The sequence below is a fragment of the Candidatus Mycosynbacter amalyticus genome (assembly GCF_025273655.1).
Classification (GTDB): Bacteria; Patescibacteriota; Saccharimonadia; order Saccharimonadales; family Saccharimonadaceae; genus Mycosynbacter; species Mycosynbacter amalyticus.
Map to the genome: position 1 here is coordinate 686,093 of NZ_CP045921.1, position 18,981 is coordinate 705,073.

Annotated in this window: 23 protein-coding genes and 1 tRNA gene; 3 read left to right on the top strand and 21 right to left on the bottom strand. The window is 49.9% G+C overall.

Annotated elements, in window-relative coordinates:
* Nucleotides 1–2 precede the first annotated feature (2 nt).
* The 4 genes from pheT to GII36_RS03780 are packed head-to-tail and all read right to left on the bottom strand — an operon-like array spanning nucleotide 3 to nucleotide 4,260.
* Entirely contained in the window at nucleotides 3–2,504 is a 2,502-nt protein-coding gene (pheT, locus tag GII36_RS03765) for a phenylalanine--tRNA ligase subunit beta (RefSeq protein WP_260762631.1), read from the bottom strand.
* Nucleotides 2,494–2,925 carry a pyridoxamine 5'-phosphate oxidase family protein gene (locus tag GII36_RS03770; protein WP_260762632.1) on the bottom strand — a complete coding sequence of 144 codons (432 nt, stop codon included), beginning with the start codon at nucleotides 2,923–2,925 and terminating at the stop codon, nucleotides 2,494–2,496. The genes pheT and GII36_RS03770 overlap by 11 nt, the downstream gene beginning before the upstream one ends.
* Before the next feature lie 11 nt (nucleotides 2,926–2,936).
* Entirely contained in the window at nucleotides 2,937–3,980 is a 1,044-nt protein-coding gene (locus tag GII36_RS03775) for a phenylalanine--tRNA ligase subunit alpha (RefSeq protein ID WP_260762636.1), read from the bottom strand.
* Nucleotides 3,981–4,017: 37 nt separating this feature from the next.
* Entirely contained in the window at nucleotides 4,018–4,260 is a 243-nt protein-coding gene (locus GII36_RS03780) for a hypothetical protein (protein ID WP_260762637.1), read from the bottom strand.
* 88 nt (nucleotides 4,261–4,348) lie between these two features.
* Here GII36_RS03780 and GII36_RS03785 point away from each other — a divergent pair, with 88 nt between their 5' ends.
* A complete protein-coding gene (locus GII36_RS03785) occupies nucleotides 4,349–5,227 on the top strand; it encodes an MIP/aquaporin family protein (protein ID WP_260762640.1) in 879 nt (292 codons plus the stop codon).
* Between the two features lie 54 nt (nucleotides 5,228–5,281).
* Here GII36_RS03785 and GII36_RS03790 read toward each other — a convergent pair whose 3' ends face one another.
* The 8 genes from GII36_RS03790 to trmD all read right to left on the bottom strand — a co-directional run bounded on the left by GII36_RS03790 (nucleotide 5,282) and on the right by trmD (nucleotide 10,478).
* A complete protein-coding gene (locus tag GII36_RS03790) occupies nucleotides 5,282–6,355 on the bottom strand; it encodes a DNA recombination protein RmuC (RefSeq protein WP_260762641.1) in 1,074 nt (357 codons plus the stop codon).
* Between the two features lie 15 nt (nucleotides 6,356–6,370).
* Nucleotides 6,371–6,856 (bottom strand): hypothetical protein, encoded by a 486-nt coding sequence (locus GII36_RS03795; protein WP_260762643.1) that lies wholly within the window; start codon nucleotides 6,854–6,856, stop codon nucleotides 6,371–6,373.
* Between the two features lie 52 nt (nucleotides 6,857–6,908).
* Nucleotides 6,909–7,391, bottom strand: coding sequence for a phosphatase PAP2 family protein (locus GII36_RS03800; RefSeq protein ID WP_260762645.1), 483 nt, complete (start codon nucleotides 7,389–7,391; stop codon nucleotides 6,909–6,911).
* 17 nt (nucleotides 7,392–7,408) lie between these two features.
* Nucleotides 7,409–8,284 (bottom strand): mechanosensitive ion channel family protein, encoded by an 876-nt coding sequence (locus tag GII36_RS03805; RefSeq protein WP_260762646.1) that lies wholly within the window; start codon nucleotides 8,282–8,284, stop codon nucleotides 7,409–7,411.
* A 291-nt stretch (nucleotides 8,285–8,575) separates the two neighbouring features.
* Complete coding sequence (locus GII36_RS03810; RefSeq protein WP_260762649.1) at nucleotides 8,576–8,932, bottom strand: hypothetical protein; 357 nt, start codon at nucleotides 8,930–8,932, stop codon at nucleotides 8,576–8,578.
* 115 nt (nucleotides 8,933–9,047) lie between these two features.
* Nucleotides 9,048–9,122: transfer RNA gene (locus tag GII36_RS03815), tRNA-Gln, on the bottom strand.
* Between the two features lie 32 nt (nucleotides 9,123–9,154).
* A complete protein-coding gene (locus tag GII36_RS03820; RefSeq protein ID WP_260762651.1) occupies nucleotides 9,155–9,598 on the bottom strand; it encodes a hypothetical protein in 444 nt (147 codons plus the stop codon).
* A 223-nt stretch (nucleotides 9,599–9,821) separates the two neighbouring features.
* Complete coding sequence (gene trmD, locus GII36_RS03825) at nucleotides 9,822–10,478, bottom strand: tRNA (guanosine(37)-N1)-methyltransferase TrmD (protein WP_260762653.1); 657 nt, start codon at nucleotides 10,476–10,478, stop codon at nucleotides 9,822–9,824.
* A gap of 122 nt (nucleotides 10,479–10,600) precedes the next feature.
* On the opposite strand from trmD, the gene GII36_RS03830 reads away from it, so the two are divergent.
* Nucleotides 10,601–10,852, top strand: coding sequence for a hypothetical protein (locus GII36_RS03830; RefSeq protein ID WP_260762655.1), 252 nt, complete (start codon nucleotides 10,601–10,603; stop codon nucleotides 10,850–10,852).
* A gap of 151 nt (nucleotides 10,853–11,003) precedes the next feature.
* On the opposite strand, the gene GII36_RS03835 is transcribed toward GII36_RS03830, so the two are convergent.
* The 7 genes from GII36_RS03835 to GII36_RS03865 form a co-directional block, all read right to left on the bottom strand.
* Nucleotides 11,004–11,207 carry a DUF4177 domain-containing protein gene (locus tag GII36_RS03835; protein ID WP_260762657.1) on the bottom strand — a complete coding sequence of 68 codons (204 nt, stop codon included), beginning with the start codon at nucleotides 11,205–11,207 and terminating at the stop codon, nucleotides 11,004–11,006.
* Between the two features lie 255 nt (nucleotides 11,208–11,462).
* Nucleotides 11,463–11,846: a KH domain-containing protein gene (locus tag GII36_RS03840; protein WP_260762660.1), complete on the bottom strand. Its 384-nt coding sequence runs from the start codon at nucleotides 11,844–11,846 to the stop codon at nucleotides 11,463–11,465.
* A gap of 131 nt (nucleotides 11,847–11,977) precedes the next feature.
* Nucleotides 11,978–12,343, bottom strand: coding sequence for a 30S ribosomal protein S16 (gene rpsP, locus GII36_RS03845; protein WP_260762662.1), 366 nt, complete (start codon nucleotides 12,341–12,343; stop codon nucleotides 11,978–11,980).
* A gap of 78 nt (nucleotides 12,344–12,421) precedes the next feature.
* Nucleotides 12,422–13,138, bottom strand: a complete 717-nt coding sequence (rnc, locus tag GII36_RS03850) for a ribonuclease III (protein WP_260762664.1) — start codon at nucleotides 13,136–13,138, stop codon at nucleotides 12,422–12,424.
* Nucleotides 13,135–13,632, bottom strand: a complete 498-nt coding sequence (locus tag GII36_RS03855; RefSeq protein ID WP_260762665.1) for an NUDIX hydrolase — start codon at nucleotides 13,630–13,632, stop codon at nucleotides 13,135–13,137. The genes rnc and GII36_RS03855 overlap by 4 nt, the downstream gene beginning before the upstream one ends.
* Nucleotides 13,610–14,068, bottom strand: coding sequence for a transcription antitermination factor NusB (nusB, locus tag GII36_RS03860; RefSeq protein WP_260762668.1), 459 nt, complete (start codon nucleotides 14,066–14,068; stop codon nucleotides 13,610–13,612). Before nusB ends, GII36_RS03855 begins: the two co-directional genes overlap by 23 nt.
* Before the next feature lie 76 nt (nucleotides 14,069–14,144).
* The gene (locus GII36_RS03865; protein WP_260762671.1) at nucleotides 14,145–14,285 is read right to left on the bottom strand and encodes a hypothetical protein; all 141 of its coding nucleotides are present in this window, start codon (nucleotides 14,283–14,285) and stop codon (nucleotides 14,145–14,147) included.
* A 110-nt stretch (nucleotides 14,286–14,395) separates the two neighbouring features.
* Here GII36_RS03865 and GII36_RS03870 point away from each other — a divergent pair, with 110 nt between their 5' ends.
* A complete protein-coding gene (locus GII36_RS03870) occupies nucleotides 14,396–14,938 on the top strand; it encodes a hypothetical protein (RefSeq protein ID WP_260762672.1) in 543 nt (180 codons plus the stop codon).
* Nucleotides 14,939–14,949: 11 nt separating this feature from the next.
* Here the strand turns inward: GII36_RS03870 and GII36_RS03875 are convergent, their stop codons facing one another.
* Nucleotides 14,950–17,835, bottom strand: a complete 2,886-nt coding sequence (locus GII36_RS03875; RefSeq protein ID WP_260762673.1) for a class I tRNA ligase family protein — start codon at nucleotides 17,833–17,835, stop codon at nucleotides 14,950–14,952.
* Nucleotides 17,836–17,874: 39 nt separating this feature from the next.
* Nucleotides 17,875–18,918: a hypothetical protein gene (locus GII36_RS03880; protein WP_260762674.1), complete on the bottom strand. Its 1,044-nt coding sequence runs from the start codon at nucleotides 18,916–18,918 to the stop codon at nucleotides 17,875–17,877.
* Between the last annotated feature and the right edge of the window lie 63 nt (nucleotides 18,919–18,981).

Sequence of the window (18,981 nt, forward strand, 5' to 3'; positions counted from 1 at the left end):
CGCTAGACTACCTGTGCTGCCGTGGCTGCCACGACACGCGACGAGATATCGTCGATCAGCGCAGTTGTGGCATCGTTGGTGAGCGTAGCGGCATATGGTTCGATCGTGAAACGCAGTGTCACTGTTTTGTCGTCCGAGCCTTCGGGTTGGTAAATCGCCACTGGCTCGAGCGAGATACGCGCATCGACGCTTTCGGCCACAGCAGCACGCACAAGCTCATCGTACTGCACACTCTCGGCCACTCGGTAGCTCACGTCGCGCTGCACCGTCTGGTATTTCGCAAGCGGCAAATACTCCGGCATCTGTTCACCCACAAACGGCGAGACGAATAACTCAAATCCAGCCACGCGCGCAGGCAGCTTGAAGTTTTTGGCTACCGACTGTCGCAGTTCGCCCACTACACCTGCCAGCTTGCCATCGATCTCTACCGCCGCGCTGCGTACTGGATCGAACGGCTTCACCAACTGCGCAAACGGTGCGAAGTCTGGCGAGTCGTAGGTATCTAATCGTACATAGCGCACACCCGAGCGCGGCAGCAGCATCTCTGCTATATAATCAACACTGCGTTTTGCCTGGTAATACGGCGCGTCGCCATCGGCTGACTTGGTCGCATACACACCCGCTACACGCGCAAACTCTTTAGGTAGCTTATCTTCGCCGAGCACATCCACATGGTGTGCTTTGCCAATTTCGTACAGCATGAACTCATCGTGGCCAGCCTTTACGTTCATATGAACTTTGTCGAGCAGGCTCGGCAGCACACTCAGGCGATAATACTGCAAGTCAGGGCTGAGGGCGTTGCTCAGCCTGAACGCTTCTGTTGGATTCTGGCCAGCTTTTGTGAGCACTTGTTCATGTACGAAGCTATACGTCAGCACTTCGTTGCCGCCAGCCTGGGCAAGAGTGCTACGCAGACGAGATTTGGCGACAATGTCGATGTTTTGCGGTGTCGGGCTAGTGCGGCGTAGAGGCAGTTCACGTGGCAGCTTATCAAACCCGTAGAGACGACCAACCTCTTCTACAATGTCTTCGGGCTGTTCGATGTCGGTACGCCAAAACGGTACCTTGACGCACAAATAATCTCCGTGACCATCCATGCTATGGCTATGAATTTCAACGTTATTCAATAATTGACACATCTCCGCCTCTGATAATTTCAGCCCAAGCCTTGCATTAATAAAATGATCGTCGAGATTAAGACTTGCCGGAAAGTACTTATCGTTAAAATAGTCATCGTTTTCATCCTCGAATACCTTCTCATCTGACACGTCACTCGCCTGCTCGCCACCAGCCACGTCTTTCACGCTCATCATCAGCAAGTTCAATATATGATCATTTTGCAGTGGCGATTGACCTTTGTTGAACCGCGTCAGCGCATCGGTGAAGAGCCCGTGGCGCATGCTCGTCTTACGTACGGCATACATATCAAATGTCGCTACTTCGAGCACGATATTTTTGGTTTCGCTCGACACTTCACTGTTGCCGCCGCCCATGATACCACCTACGCCCACGACGCCTTCGTCGTCGGCGATCACTATGTCGTTGCCCGTCAGTTCATACGTCTTGCCGTTGAGTAGTTCGGCCTTTTCTCCGTCTTGCGCCATACGCGCCACCAGCTTGCCGCCGCGGAGTTTGTCGTAGTCGTAGGCATGCGTCGGCTGCGCCGTCAGGAGCATCACGTAGTTCGTCACGTCGACAATGTTGTTGATTGGCTTGGCGCCCATGGCTACGAGTGCGCATTGCAGCCACACCGGACTCGGCTTCACCTCTACGTCTCGCAAGGCCACCGCCATGAAGCGAGGTACTTTGTCGAGTGCTTCGTTTGTTACCTCAAGTTCTAGACCCTCAGCACTCGCAAACTCTGGCGCATCGCCGTACCAGCTCGGACTCGTGAACTTGTGTCCATATATACCAGCTACTTCGCGCGCCACACCCAGCTGCCCAAACAAGTCGGGGCGGTGCGTAAACATCTTGTTTTCGATATCGATAATCGTGTCGTTTAGTCCGTACACTTCAGCGAAACTAGCGCCCGGTTCAATCGCCACGTCACCCGGCTTCCATTCATCGGGATTAATCTCTAATATGCCTTCGTGATCAATGCCGATCGCCAGTTCATCTGCGGCCGCCAGCATACCGTGACTCATCACTCCGCGCAGTTCACGCGCACCAAGCACAAACGGCTCCGCATCGTCATACGTCGCTGGCACCGTACTTTCTGCTGGTAACCATACGGCCCACATGTCAGCATGTACATTGGGTGCACCGCAAACCACCTGAATCAGCTCACCTGTTCCGGCGTCGATTTTCGTTACATTTAGGCGATCGGCATTTGGGTGCTTTTCGCATTCTACTACTTTCACAATCCGAGCATCTTTGTATTTATCCGCCAGATCGACCACTTCTTCTACTACACCCAGCTGCGCGTTGAACTTCTGCACCAGCTCATCGACAGGTGGCAGTTCAAAATCTACGAATTGTTTGAGTTGATTGAGGCTAACTTTCATTGAAATACACCCTTTGCTCGTCAGACTTTGTTTCGTCAATCTTCCCTAGCTTCGCTCGGTAATACTGCCACTCACTTACGCGGCGATTATCTTCATCGCCAAACTTATCCGCAAACACCTCGCGCGCTGCCAGCTCGTCGTCACCGCTCACCTGCTCTCCACGAGTTTGGATATACACACAGCGACGCTGTGCGAGTTCGCTCACACTCTGTCCGGCATCAAACACGGTCACGAACAATTTATCGTTGGCGGCCAAATTCTGCGAGTGCTGTGCGGTAAGTTCACTCATCCAATACACATACTGTTCGTCGTGCGCAAAATGCACTGGCGTACCCCATGGTTGTCCGTCAGTATTTACCGTTGCTAAAGTCATATATGTATTTGCGCTCAGTACTTCGCGTGCGATTTGTTCGTGTGTCATGTCGTGTCTCCTTAGAATTGTTTCAAAAAGTCGAGTTTGGCACTCTCGAAATGCCGCACATCCTCGATACCGTATTTCATCATCACTAGGCGGTCAATACCACAGCCAAACGCAAAGCCGGTGTATTCGTTTGGATCGATGTCGGCCGCTTTCAGCACATTTGGGTGAATCATACCGCAACCGAGAAGCTCAATCCAGCCTTCGCCACTACAAACCTTGCAGTCTGGATTTTTACCCTCGCAAAACGGACAGCTCAGCGACATCTCAAAACTTGGTTCGGTGAACGGGAAATAAAACGGATTCACCCGCACATCAATATCTTTGCCGTAATACTCGCTCAAAAACTTCTGCAGTGTGGCGATAAGCATACCGGCATGCACGCCCTTGGCGACGTACACGCCCTCGACTTGGTAAAACGTATGTTCATGGCGTGCGTCGAGGTCTTCGTTGCGAAATGTTCGATCCGGCACAATCGCTGCAATTGGCTCATCTGCCACGAGATTGTCGCGGTATTGCCGCAGTATGCGGTTTTGCATAGTACTAGTGTGCGCCGGTGCAATGAAAGCCTCGCCGTTCTCGTCCTTCTGGGTCGTCATAAACGTATCGTATTCGTCGCGCGCTGGGTGCCCAGCTGGGAAATTGAGTGACTCAAACATATGGTATTGATCGTCGATCTCTCGCGATTCTTCGGCGACAAATCCCATGCGCTCGAAAATACCGATCAGTGTCGCGATTTCTTGGCGGAGGGGGTGCACACTGCCGCCGTCAACAGGTAAAAGTTTTGGCATACTACTGTTGGTATCAAACGGCGCCGTCACATCGAGCGGCACACTGTCGGCAGCCTCACGCTGTGATTCCTTGTCGGCCACAGCCGCTTCGAGGGTCTGTTTTAGCTCATTGATTTGCTTGCCATAGGCACCGCGCTCACTCGGCTCAAGTGTCGGAATCGTCGCGTACAATTGCTTGATTTCTAACGCCTTGAGCACATCACGCGGCTCCTCGAGCGTGTCGAGACGCGCCAGCAGTACAGACTCTAGTTGTTGTATCTCGTTCATCTGTTTCTCAGTATACCGCAAAACCAGTCGAACCGCATCAGCTGGAGCGGATAATCAGGTAGATCACGACTGCAACCGTCGCCGCACCGAGCGCCAGCCATACAGCCAGTAGTGGCGATGATTTATGTGTATCATTCACAATATCGGCATCACGCTCACCATCGTACTGTGGCCCCTCGATATCCGACTTTGACTTTTCGGCAGCTTTGGCGCGCAGATCAGCCGCAATTTTCTCTTGCAGTTCGGTCCGTTTCTCGTCTTGACGTACATATAGTCCCATAGCTTCATAGTACCACGATAAAGCTTTTGCTACTACTTTGCGTATGGTGTATACTAGACCCATATTTCACTATAAAGGAGGGAAATACATGGCAACTAAAAAAGCCGCTTCCGCGAAAAAGTCCACACCGACCGCAGCGAAGCAAACCAAAACCAAAGTAACGACTGTCAAAGCGGTTGCTGCCGATGCTACACCTAAAGCGCCAGCCGCCCTCAAGTCAAAACGCAACGTTCTCCAGGGTCGTTCGGTCATCCTCGGCGCTTTTATCGCAGAGTTTATCGGCACTTTCATCTTGGCGTCTGTCGCTGTACATAGCCAAGGTCAACCACTGTACGTCGGTTTTGCGCTCATCGCAATCGTACTGACTATTGGCACGCTTTCGGGCTCACACGTCAACCCACTGGTCACTGTAGGTGCATGGGCAACACGTAAGATTACCGGTCTGCGCGCTATTGGCTACATCGTCGCTCAGGTGCTCGGTGCCCTGCTTGCGTTTGTCGTCGCATCTGCCTACACCAATGCCGCTCCAGAAGTAAGCCAACAAGCGCAAATGCTTGGACAGTCTTCTGTGAAACTGTTTGAAGCCAACCCAATTCCAGCCGGCAAAGAATTCTACATCTTCTTCGCTGAAATGCTTGGTGCTGCAATCTTTGCGCTGGCCGTTTCGAGCGCTATCCGCGAAAAACGAAACCGTGCAGCTCAAGCACTCACTGTTGGTCTTGGCCTCTTTGTAGCCCTGGTGATTGCTGGCGTATCAGCAAGCTACATCGGCGGTACTGCAGTGGTCAACCCGGCTATCGCATTCACAGTGCAAGCTGTATCGTTTAGCTCAAGCAACTGGCTCTGGCCTGTGCTAATCTATATCGTGTCTCCGTTGATCGGTGGTACGATTGGATTCTTCCTGTATGATATCCTGCGTGGCGAAAGCGATGGCGGCGACGACAACCTCGTCGATGACGTACTCTAGGAAATCCTATAGTAGCAAAACACCCGGGAAAGTCCGGGTGTTTTCTGTTGGTGACTACTCGTCTCGCTGCGGTTTATCTATCAGTATGGGCTCAACACTCGGCTCGGTCTCGGCAATCTTGACGACATCTTTGTCGATCTTTTTTAGCTCTTTATGTGCGTTGTTGTAATGGTTCACTGTCGTACCCAGACTAGCTCCCAGCTTCTGCATAAGCTGCTCATACACTGCGATATGACGACCTAGCTGGCCGACCCTTACTTGAATCTCTTTGGCTTGCTGTTCGATCTGCAGACTTCTCAGCCCCTGCAGTACTGTCTGCAGATACGCCATGAAACTTGTCGGGCTCACGATAATCACCTTTTTATCACGCACTGCGTATTCCACCAGATCACGCGCACTCGCACCAGTGCCTACATCACCGATCAGCAGGTCGTAATAGAGCGACTCACTCGGGATAAACATGAAAGCAAATTCCATCGTGTGCTCGTCTGGTCGAATATATTTACTCGTCTCGTCGATACGACCCTTCAGATCGCTGCGTACTTTTGCCAGCAGCGCTTCCCGCTCGGCTTTAGTCTTGCTGGCCACCATACGGTTATAATTCTCGAGGCTAAACTTACTATCTACCGGTAGTATCTTGTCACCTTCGAGCCGCACCACTGCGTCGGCTATCTCGCCGTCTTGAAACTTATACTGCATCGTAAACTGTTTTGGCGGCAGAACGTTTTCGAGCACGCTTTCTAGATAATATTCACCGAACACACCTCGCTGCTTAGGATTCGACAAAACATTTTGAAGCGTCTTGAGCTCGTCTGCCACGTCCACTACACGCTTATTTGTTTCATCGATTTTTGCGAGACGCGTACTCACGTCTCCAATCAATTTTGCGCTTTCGGTCAATTGACGCTGCATCGATTGCTGCATGCGCAGTGTACCGTGATCGAGTTTGTCACCCACGTGCTGCTGCATGGCTGCCAGTGAACGGTTAAGTTCAACAATATCTGTTTTAAGAAGCGAAGTCGTATCGTGTTGTTCAAGTCGCTGAATTTTTTGCATGAGCACATAGATTGTGACAGCAAATCCAACTACAAGGCACACAACAAGTACCGTAAGTATAAGCATATCCATGTTTCTAGTATAACACTAGAGCGCCATCGGAATGAGGCGAGTCGCCAGGGCTACTAGCGCAAAGACAATCAACACGACGACTGCGTGACGAATGCGCGCCACCCAGGCATAGAGGCTGTAGAGCAGGGCATAGAGTAGCGCGCTCCAGAGCACCTGCTCCACCATGCTGAGATTTTGTAGCCAAGCCGCCATACCCCAGAGGCTTATGGCGCCGCCAAGTACAATCAGCAGTGGTCGGAAGACGCTGAGACGCACCAGCGCTACTACGCCGATAATCGCCACGATAACTGCTGCGATATTACCTGCATACGTCGTGACATTGACGCAGGCAGCAGCCGACGGATCACCACAAAACAGCGCACGCAGTACAAATCGTTCCAACAGGACTGTGAGCCCCCAAGTCAAAACACCGAGCACTAGGCCGGTGACAGCAACTTTGATACTCAGGCGTCCATCTTGTTCGATGATTGCAGGTTTTGCTTCTGTGACATAGTCTACCATCTGCAGCTCTCCATATACTCACTTACACGTTTTGTATATCATACACTATACATCATTTTTTAGCAAGTTTTTTTGTAGCCTGGATATCATCGAGATACCACAATGCCCCAATCGCCGCTGCAAACACTCCACCCGCCACGTCGAGAGGAGTATGTACGAGAGCCAGCACTCGTCCAAGACAGACAAGTGTCGCTACGACAGCCATTACACAGGTCAACCACGGCTTCCTCACCCCGTACCACACCGCAAAGACAAGCACCCACACAAATAACGCATGGTCTGACGGAAAACCAGGGTTATTCAAATACGATGCGCCCGGATCAACTCCCAGTAGTTCAAATGGCCGCTCAGTACTCGGCTGCCATGCGAGCGCCATCAGTTTGGCGACAAAGTAAGAAGTAAGTCCCGCAAGCAGCATACGCGAGTACACCCGAAACTTCTCGCGGTTTGGCACCAGCCAGACTAGTGTCACTACGGCAGTCAGCACAAGTGGCACCACTATCCCGTCTGCAAGCACCTTGATAAGCGTGTCCATACGTATCCAGTATACGCCTATTCCTCAGCTGGCGCACCCGCAAACACCACGCCACGCTTGTCGAACTCTTTCTTTAGCCGGCGACGGAATTCACCAGCTACCGCCCACTGCTCGGCTGGCTCTACGCGCCCAAGCGCCTTAATACGCACTCCAGTATCAGTCAGGTCATCCACTCGCAAAAATTGGATTGGTTCAAAGATACTACGCGACCACGTATCAGACTTAGCCATTTTTTGTCCCACTTCGTTGATAATCTCTTCTACATCATCAATATCACTGGCATATGCCACGTCAACATCAATATTTACGTTGGCATATTTGTAGCTCAGATTCGTGACAGCCTGCGCGGCACCATTGCCAATAATGTGCAAGTTACCGTCCAGATCACGTAGCCGAGTAATACGCACGGTCAGATCCTCCACTGTACCGCTCAGAGCGATACCCGCCACCTGCATTTCTACCACATCGCCTACTCGATACTGGTTTTCACCCAGTACAAACAGTCCGGCCACGAAGTCTTTGATGACATTTTGAGCGCCAAATCCCACCACGACGCCGATTAGTCCCGCACTCGTGAGAAGCGTGCTAAGCTGAAATCCGAGTTGGGTCAAAATCACCAACGCAGCGATAATCCAGATGATCACGCCGACAGATGTACGCAAAATCCCTTGCAGCGTCTGCTCGCGCTTATGCTCGTCGATCTTGCTTGCGTAACGATGCCCTCGTACCGATCGCCGTACCAACACACCGATACTATGTTGGACGATAATCAGCAAAATCAATGTCGTGATAATCGTGAGCAATACCTGCACTAGCGTATTTTTCACTAGTACTGTATGCAGCGCATCCCAGTCAATCGAGTTGAATTGTTCCATATCTCCTAAAGTTGTCATGCTTATAATCACACTTAGCATAGCACACTAGAGAGGGTATCTGCTAGCTGCTCAGTTAATTTTTGAGTGTCTGTTCTCTCCATGCAAACCAGATACATTCATATCCTGCGCGGGCTCATATTACTCTTCATATGGCATTTTATCGCCGCACCCAATAATCAAACAACACACTAAACCATACTGTCGATGAGCACACCTCGCATACTTATTACAGTCTTGAAGTTCCTTGTGCCATAAACCTATCGACAGCAAAAGGGTGATTGCCTTGCAGATTCTGACATTCCCGCTTAACTACGCCTTTATAAGATCACTGTCTGTTGGTCGTTGTAATGTAACCTTCTTGTAATCGTTCGGATCCTGGTAACCCATAGCATTCGTTCGCATTATTGTCACCTGGTGCTCTTGTACCTCCTTCAATACGCAGGCATGCCAACTTTGCTCATCCCGATCAAAGTACTGCCATACACCAGTCAGTACACTCATACCATGCTCGCGAAGTATCAGTTCTGCTGTCGCACGGTCTTCGGTACGCTCTATCGTATAGCCAAACACAGTTTGCGCCTGCCAACCTGTCGCGTCTTGTACTAAGTACCCTACCAGCTCCTTGTCTGATTCACGGTGAAGAGGTACTCTGCGTGCTTTTGTCATTCCTCTTATAATAACAAAAATGGATAAGACAGGGGCATATCGTCTTAGGCTTAAGAGTTCGAATCCCAACAACCTATAAACGAAAATATCCCGACCAAAGGTCGGGATATTTTCGTGGCTGGGATGGAGGGATTCGAACCCCCGAATGCTGGAACCAGAACCCAGTGCCTTACCACTTGGCGACATCCCAATACCGTGATGAACAGAATTAATTATACTCTTCTAGCGGCGCTTTTTCAACGGTCGTAGCGGCATACCCGCAATCCATACCGATACCACAGCCAAAATGATACCAAGATATGAAATTATCATCGCCACAGATGCTTCTGTGCCGCCACTATATAGTTCTAGCCACCACGCCCCAAGCAGCCAACCCACGGGCGCCATGAGCGCACAAAGGAAACTCATAGCACGCATGAGTGGACTCACTGTCATGCGCAGAAGATAAGGGAGCGAAAATACCCCTGCACCCGCTACCAATACTGCCACCACCACACCCCAAGTACCACCACCAATACCATATCCTAAGATCGTATCTGTAATATCGTCAAACTTGAACAAGCCATATGTCGTGACCAAGACTACCAACGAGGTATAGCAAAGTACGACGACATAGTGATGCGGCTTACGTAGTTTTGAAGCTGGAAGTGCTGTAATCTTTTTCATACTTCCAGTATACGCTACTTTTCGTTGTCAAAATCACTTTTATGCTTGTGCTTTTACAATTTGCACTGTATTGTAGTGGATAGCGAAGTTACAAAAACAAACATTTTTACAAAAACAAAACGTCAAGATGCTTGTAGCATTCGCTCTACGATATACCCACCACAACACTCTTCGACCCCGCATTTAAGTGCGGGGTCTCCTCGTTTTACAGCAAAGACTGTGTTTACTCAGCTTTAAAAGAATTATCTGCGCGCCACTGGGCAATAGCGCCATGATTGCCGCTCATTAACACTTCTGGCACTTTCATCCCACGAAATTCTTCTGGCCTAGTATACTGCGGAAACTCCAACGTCTCACCGTCAGCAAAGCTCTCTATCGCCGCACTCTTCTCTCCACCTAACACGCCAGGTATAAGCCGTACGATACTATCAACTACCGTCATGGCAGCCAGCTCACCACCCGTGAGTACATAATCACCTATGCGAATCTGCTCATCTACCAGTGTCGTGATGCGCTCGTCGTATCCTTCATAGCGTCCACAAATGAAGATATAGCCCTGTTCACTATCGTCAGCGTGGACCTGCGCAGCCGCCTGCACCCACCGCTCACCACGCGCGGTCATGAGTAGCACCCTGGCTGTTGGATCGTTTTCTTTTGCTTTTTCGACCGCTGCAAAAAGTGGCTCCGGCTTAAGGAGCATACCATCACCGCCCCCATATGGAGTATCATCTACCGTCCGACGCGGACCAATACCAAACTCACGCAGATCAACAGTCGACAGTTCAACGATATTATCTTTTTGCGCTTTCCACATCATAGAGTTCTCAAACACACCAGTAAACATGTCTGGAAATAATGTTATGACTTGGATTTTTCTCATTGTTACCAGTGTACCTAGTATTGACTTATTTGTAAATAGTTGCTATAATAAATATAGCCTTACGCTCAAGTTTATCTGGGTAAAAGGTGCCCAGACTTGAATCGACTGAAAACGGAGAGATTATGTCTATCTGGTCAAATGCCACGGACAAAGAGCTGATCGAGTTCGCCTCATTGGCACACAAGTATCGTTCGGATCTTTCGTCGGCGCTTCAAGTCCGCGAAGAGAACGATTACAGGCGGCTAATGAAGCAGGCTGACAAGCTGCTCAGCACAAGTCGAGGCATCATACAGGCGTTTCGCCTTGGTGGTGTCCGAGGAACTGCGATTGCATACCTGGACAGATACGGTCACGTAATCACATCGCGCATCTAGCCCATCGAAGAAAGCCCGCCGTAGAAGCTATAATCACTTCCACGCGCTTGAGCTCCTTCGGCGGGCTTTCTTCATTTTTGACACTCTTCCATGCGCGACATGAAGTAATATTGTGTTTTTCCACTTTATTTTACAAGGGTATTAGTGCAAGCTATATTTTCTCAAACACGAGCGTAGCCTGAATACGATCACCACTAAACATACCTTTGCTTCCGCTGCTGGCTGTCGAAATCGTGTGCAATCTATAGCCTTTTGCTGCTTGTTGATTGATAGTTTTCTCAAGCTCCGTCAAATTTCCAGATCCTGTACCGATAAATTTTTCTTTCAATACTACTTGCAAAACAACGTATTCCATACTTATCACTTTCTCGTTAAATATAACTGGGTCATGTTAGCGACCCACCCGAGTAAATACTACCACAAAACCGCCCCCGAAAGGGCGGTTTCGTAGACATATAAGGCTCTCAACTCTTATAAAAAGTTGCTCGCATAGAGCGCTTTCTCGCAGTTCATGTCTGTCTGAACTGTGTTTAGTATAGCACGCGTTTTGTGTGAAACACAACCATTTTCACGCATGAAATTCGCCGTGTGGACACACTGTGGACAACTACTAGATATCCAGATCGTCGAGGTCTTCCAGCTCTCTGCGTGAACGCTTGGCATAGTCAGATGAGCCGTCTTCTGCGTCGTCACTGGCACGCTCTTCTCGCACCACCTCGTCATCACTCGACACGCTATAGCCTTCACCGTCGTTGTTGACGATCTTCAGATTGTAGCGCGCATCGTTCTTCGTACCTAGCGCACGTAGCAATGTACGCAGGCTTTGTGCCGTGACACCACGTTTGCCGATCACGCGGCCAAGGTCTTCTGGGTTCACCGTGAGGGTGAGCAATACACCTTTTTCATCGATGATGCGTTCTACTACCACATCATCTGGATTTCCCACTAGGGATTTTACGATATATTCTACGAATTGCTGATCTATGGTCGACATGTGCCCTCCTCTAGCCTTCTCGGTCTCTCACTATTATCGTAACTTCAGTATAGCATGAGTACTTTAGCGTGCGCTAGATATACAAAACACCCAGCTCGTAGAACTGGGTGTAATTGCATAAGGAAGTAAATTTACGCTTCTGCAGCTTCTTCTACTGGCGCTTCTTCGGCTACTTCTTCTTTGGGCTGGTTTTTGCGCAGCTTTTCAGCGTTGCGGATAGCTTTTTGCTTGCTATCGTCGTGAGTCTTCACCCATGTAGGTAGTTTAACACCCGCTTCTTTGAGAAGTTTGACGACACGAGGGCTAGGCTGCGCACCGTTGTCTAGATATTTCTGTGCTTTCTCTTTGTCAATAGATGCTTCTTTGGTGTGTGGGTTGTAGCTACCGACATAAGCCACTACGCGACCACTGCTAGGGTGACGCTGAGCTTCCTGTACAGCTACGCGGTAAACTGGATAGGCTTTGCGGCCGAGGCGTTGCAAACGAATTGCGAGCATGTTAGTTAAACTTCCTTTATCTCTCTTAGACTTTTGTGATTAGTTCTCTGCCGAGTATACAGTATTTTACAGAGTACGTCAATCTGTTTTGATAGCTTTGTACTTCACTAGCGCCGCACGTGCTGCGGCCTGCTGTGCATTTTGCTTACTTGGACCAGTACCTTTACCCATCAGCTTATCACCCACGAACACGCCGAGTGTAAACACCTTATCATGATCTGGTCCGACTTCTTCCAGTACTTTGTAGACCGGCGTGTGGCCATCGATGCGCTGACTCACTTCTTGCAGATGAGATTTTGGATCGCGCCAACTGCCACTCTCGAGGATACCGTCGATTTTACTTGTGATATGTGTATGTATGAACTTTTCTGCGTCTGCGTAACCACGCTCCAAGTATATTGCGCCAATCACGGCTTCAAATGCGTTTGCGAGAATTTGCTGACGCGCCCTGCTACTACCCTGCTTTTCGCCACGACTCATCCGTACGAGTGATTCATAACCGATGGCGTCGCCTGCCGCGCCAATACTCTCCGTACGCACCAGTGCTGCACGCCAGCTTGTCAGAATCCCTTCTGGCTCAGCATAGTTATTGTAGAGAAAATCCGTCACTACCAGCTCAAGCACGGCATCGCCTAGAAATTCCAGGCGCTCGTTGTGCTCGCTCACGCTTTTCTTGTGTTCGTTGACATAACTGCGGTGCGTTAGCGCAGTAATAAGCAAATCAATGTTTTCAAACTCAAATCCCAACTTCTCGATTGCGAAGTCTTGGTAGGGCTGCTTCAACATGCCCGTCATAGGTTTTCCTGCCGTATCTTCTTCATTGCAAGCAGCATGAGCTTGCCAATATCTTCGTATTCAATCTCTTCGAGTGCATCGTGAAACTTAAACCATTTGATACCATTCATCCATTCTTCTTTTTGGATGGCGTTCGTGTCGCCTTTGGCCTTTACGAGGTAGATTTGTGTCGTCATAAGCACCAGCTTGTCGATACGACGATAACGGAAATGTATCTTGCCGAGCCATCCCAGCATGTCGACGTCTTTCAGACCCGCCTCTTCCCCGATCTCGCGTTTGGCGGTTTGCTGAGCAGTCTCGCCTTCTTCAATATGCCCCTTCGGGATAGTCCAACGATCTTTTGCGTCTTGGATGAGCAGTATCTCTACGCCGCCTTTTTCGTCACGGCGAAATACAATACCACCAGCGGTTGGCTCACGCACAATTTCCTGAATACTCGGTCGTTTCCGATTGAAATATTTTTTGAATTTATCAAACTTCGGAGGTGTTGCCATCGCCTTGTTCCTCCACAAGCGTACGATACGCCGTGCCAAGCACGCCGTTGATGAATTTGCTTGAGTTATCAGAACCAAACGACTTAGCAAGTTCGACAGCTTCGTTGATAGCCACGCGAGATGGCACATCGGCTTGCTTGTAGAGCAGCTCGTAGAGACCGATACGCAGTATATTGCGGTCGATACGTGCGACCTGTGCGAGTGGCCAGTCTGGCGCGAGTGGCTGCAATGTCTCATCTAGCTTGGCAAGGTGCTCTATGACACCGTTTACTAGCTCCGAGACGAACTTAGTATCGCCGATATCGTCCTTGTAGCGGTCGAGATTGCGCTCGATCACCGCGTCCACATCAACAGGCGTCTCGTCGCTGTGACGAAACTCATACTCATACAGGCTCTGGAGAGCCACGATCCTGCCGAGGTGTCGATTTGAAGCCATGTCGTTAACGTTCTTTCTTTAGTATTCGTTTATTTTATTGTAGAACAAAACAGGAGAAAAGTCTCCTGGGTCTTGCTTATTTTTTACCAGTTTCGCGTTTGGTCGTTTTGACTTTCACTGGTGAGGTCGCGTTTACGCGGCGTGCGAGTTTGAGCACGATGTGGCTGCGGCGCAGACCTGTTTTGCGTGGGCTGCTCTGCTTCTTTGGCTGTGCCATGTCAGAATTACTCCTTATTTTATTTAGAAACTAGGATTGATTATACTACAGATATCTCGCTAACTCAAGAATGTATTGACATTTTGTCATGCTTATGCTATTATGTAAATATGACTGAACGAATTACACGATCACGAAATGAAAAAAACACTACGAACGAAACGCCAGCATGGATTAAATTTGCCGGCGCAGCCGCTATTGCGGGAGCTGCTACGTTTGGTATCTACAAGGCTAACGAAGCACCTGTTGAAGCAGAACGGCCTCAGGACAGCTACACTGTCTACAGTCTCGATCAGGGTAAACTGAGTGACAGCGAGTATGTCGATGAAGAAGGGGCGATTACGCCTATCGGCGCGGCTCTGACGATTATCGATAAGCGTATTCAATCTCGAACCGATACTCCAGATCTTACACCCGAACAGAGAATGTCCCTCATGAATAGTGCGAACATAGCCTACCAAGAATTCCAAAAAGAGCATGGTGTACCGCAGCCCAGCACTGTTGTCGCTGTTTATAGCGGCGAATTCGACGGCAAGCCCGGTGTAGATTGGCGCGTCCAGCTTAAAACACCGGAAGATACTTCAGAACCTGGCCCATCTGTATTCTCTGAGGACGGAAAGCAGGAGCTTCCTTCATATTTCAACGAGACATAAACAACATATAGCTACTTTACGATGCTCACCAGCCGACCAGGGACATAAATCACCTTGGTCGGTTTTTTGTCGCCCAGGAACTGCTGCACATGCTCGTCGGCTAGAGCCGCTGACTTGACGTCTTCTTCTGGCGTATCGACAGCCAGCTCCAGCTTGGCGCGTAATTTGCCGTTTACCTGGACGATAATCATCATCGTGTCACTGATGATCTTTGACTCGTCCCATGACGGCCACTGCTCGAAATCAAGCTGCGTGTCGCGACCAAGCTGCTCCCATAGCTCCGCAGTCATGTGCGGCGCAAACGGCTGCAAGAGTGTCACGAGCGTCTCCAGAGGTTGTTGCCAATCGGCCGTAAAACCTTCGGTTTTGAGCTTGTAGAGATCATTGACATACTCCATGAGCGCAGCGATAGCCGTATTGAAACTGAGACGACGGATGTCGTCGGTTACTTTTTTAGTGGTTGCATGCGTCAAGGTATCTAGTTTTTTCGAGTCGGCACCCCCTGCTTTGTCGCTTTCATCGTATTCTTGCACTAGCGTCCAGACGCGATTGAGAAAACGGTATACGCCAGCGATGCCTTTGCTGCTCCAGTTGCTGTTTTCGTTGATAGGTCCGAGGAATAGCTCGAATGTACGAAGGGCATCGGCACCATAGCCAGCATCTATCACTTCCAGCGGATCGACCACGTTGCCTTTGCTCTTGCTCATCTTGGTGCCGTCTTCGGCTTGGATAAGACCGTGGTAGACAAGCTGTTTGACCGGCTCTTTCTCCGGCACGAGTCCCATATCATAGAACACATGATTCCAGAATCGCACGTACAGAAGGTGCGCGACCGCGTGATCCCCACCTATATACATATCTACCGGACTCCAATAGTCAGCCTTGGCTGGGTCCCATGCTTGCTTGGCGTTCTGCGAGTCGGTGTAACGCAGGAGGTACCAGCTACTGCAGGCATAGCCATCCATAGTATCGGTCTCGCGCTTGGCTGGCTTGCCGCAGGTCGGACAAGTGGTGTTTACCCAGTCAGTCTCGCGAGCGAGTACGGATTTGCCATCGCCTTTTGGCGCATAATCCGCTACTTCCGGCAGCACCACCGGCAGCTGATCGGCTGGTACTGGCACCGCACCATGCTCGTCACAGTGAATAATCGGTATTGGCGCGCCCCAGTAGCGCTGACGGCTGATAAGCCAATCACGCATCTTGTAGATGACCTTACTTCGTCCGACGCCCTGCTGCTCGAGCCATGCCACGATCTCTTCGCGCGCTTCGCTGGTGTGCGTGCCGTCAAATGCTCCAGAGTTAACAAGTAGACCTTCGCGCACATCGGTGTCAATCAGCTTACCCGCCAAATAATCACGCCAGCCCTTGGCGTGGGTTGACCAGTTGATCATATCTACCACTTCGCTCTTTGGCGCCCAGATCACACCATGCAACCCTTGTTCTATCTCACTGTCAACCTGCACTGTCTTATCTATCACGACTTCATAATATGCACCCCATGTTTGATGATTACGGTTTTTGATAGTTCTTTGGGCATGAACTCCGCTAAATGGTGCTACCTGGCGAATGCTAATGATGTTTGGATAGCCAACCTCTTCGAGTATTTCGCGACGAAGTGCCATCTCGATTGACTCATCTTCTTCATCAACGCCACCGCCTACGAAGTGGACATCCTCTTGGGTATCACTTACTTTTTCAACTTGCAGTAAATAGTTTCCCTCACCATCGGTAATAATTGCATCGACAACCTGCTTTTTGCGAGTAGGCCAGTCTTCACGAGGTGCAAGTTTTCCGCTCAGTACCTCGTATTCTGCCACTACCTGCACGATAGGCAACTCGTACTTCGTAGCAAATGCGAAGTCACGCTCGTCGTGCGCCGGCACAGCCATGACTGCTCCCGTACCGTAGCCACCAAGTACGTAATCCGCTACCCAGATAGGGATTTTTTCGCCGTTGACTGGATTTACCGCATAACTACCCGTCCATACACCAGTTTTTTCTTTGCCTTCCGACTGACGCTCAATCTCTGACTTTTTGACTGCATCATCTATGTATTTTTCGACATTTTCACGCATCTCGTCTGTCGCGAGACTCCTCGCGAGTGGATGCTCCGGCGCCAGTACGAGGAATGTCGCACCAAACAACGTGTCTGGACGCGTAGAAAAGACCGTAATAAGTTCATCACGACCTTCGACCGCGAAATCAATCTCAGCACCCTGTGACCGTCCGATCCAGTTGGTCTGGGCTGTCTTGATTTTCTCTGGCCAGTTGAGGTCTGGGATTTCCTCGAGCAGTTCATCTGCGTAGTCTGTAATCTTGAAGAACCATTGCTTCATAGACTTTTTCTCGACCTCTGAGCCGCAGCGCCAACACTTGCCGCCCTCTACCTGCTCATTGGCGAGCACTGTTTTGTCGACTGGACACCACCACTGGAGCGATTCTTTCTGATAGGCTAGGTCACGCTCAAACATCTGCGTGAACACCCACTGTGTCCATTTGTAATACTCAGGATCGGTTGTGTTGATCTCGCGGGACCAGTCAATACTCGCGCCCACGCGCGTAAGCTGGTTCTTGAAGTTAGCGATGTTTTGCTTGGTGACAACCGCGGGCGCCGTGCCAGTTTTGATCGCGTAGTTCTCCGCCGGCAAGCCAAAACTATCCCAGCCCATAGGGTATACGACATTATGGCCAAGTGCACGGCGAAAACGCGCGACTGCGTCTACGATAGAGTGCTCGAAGAAGTGCCCAGTATGCATACCTGCACCAGACGGGTACGGGAACATTCCAGTTACATAATATTTCGGCTTGTCATCGAAATCTTTGGCCCGATACCGTGCATCATCGGCCCAAATCTGCTGCCATTTCGGCTCTGTCTCTGTCGGATTGTAGCGTCTCATATACACCTAGTATAACAGATAGAGGTAGCGAGGTGACGACTAGTTTGCAGCTGTGATGGATGGCAAGACTTTTTCGAGTCCGATCGCGTCTTGTGGCGTCGTAACATTTACAGCGACACCATAACTCAAATGTAGATCTACAGCAACATCACCATCGCTTGTCGTCTTGTCATATTTGACCCTCGTAATATTGCCAGAGAATCGATCGATCCAGAGATCGACAGATTGATCGTTGAGATCATCGCCGGCACCAAGTGTAAGTATATTCTGACCACAGGTGCCAAGTTTTTTGACTGCACCGTTGCTGGCAACTGCATCTTTGAATTCTTTGAGCTTAGTCTGGTCAATCGATACGCGATAGCCTTTGCTTGTACCGTCTGCCGGCAGGCTGTCGTCGATGCTTACGAACTGATGTTTGAGATACGCTCCAGCAAGCTCGTTGCGCGCACTTGAATTGTTTTCGAGCTCGTGCGAAAACTGCACATAGCAATCACTACTTGTTTCTTGGCCGCCACCAAGCAAGAGTCTGAGCTCCGGCTGGCTGATTTTGAGCCATTTACCTTCCATCTTGGCACCGGCATCTACCAGGCTGTTACGCAGCGGTGCGAGTGCCATATCTTGCTGCGCCTGAGTGAGCGACGCAAGGCCTGTGCTTTTCAGCATTGCCCCAACAAAGGAATCTGCAAAAGATGCCATGAGTTTCTTCGGCTGGTCAACTTTAGCATAGAGAGCACCATCTTCCACTACTATCACATCTGACTTGCCACTCAGTGCAACAGAATTGCGCGCCCCCGTACCTTGGTACTTAAATGCGACCTGTGCATCAACCGTTTTTTTATCTGTGACAGCATTGATCGTCGTCTCATACGAGCCGTTACTGCCACTGGATTTTACCGTGCCCTCTACCCCGACACTTTTAGCCTTGACGAGATTACTAAAGCCATTTGCCACCTGACGCTCGGGACTGCGGAAAAACATAAGAACACCAATCACTACGATCACAAGGAGAACACAAGCAATACCAAGTGCGATGAAAAGGTTTTTATTCGCTTTTTTCGTTTTTTTGGTTGTGGTCTTCTCCATCGTGCACCCTTTTATGATTATGCTTATTGCTTCAGTTATACCACAGCTACCGAGTCAAAGCCA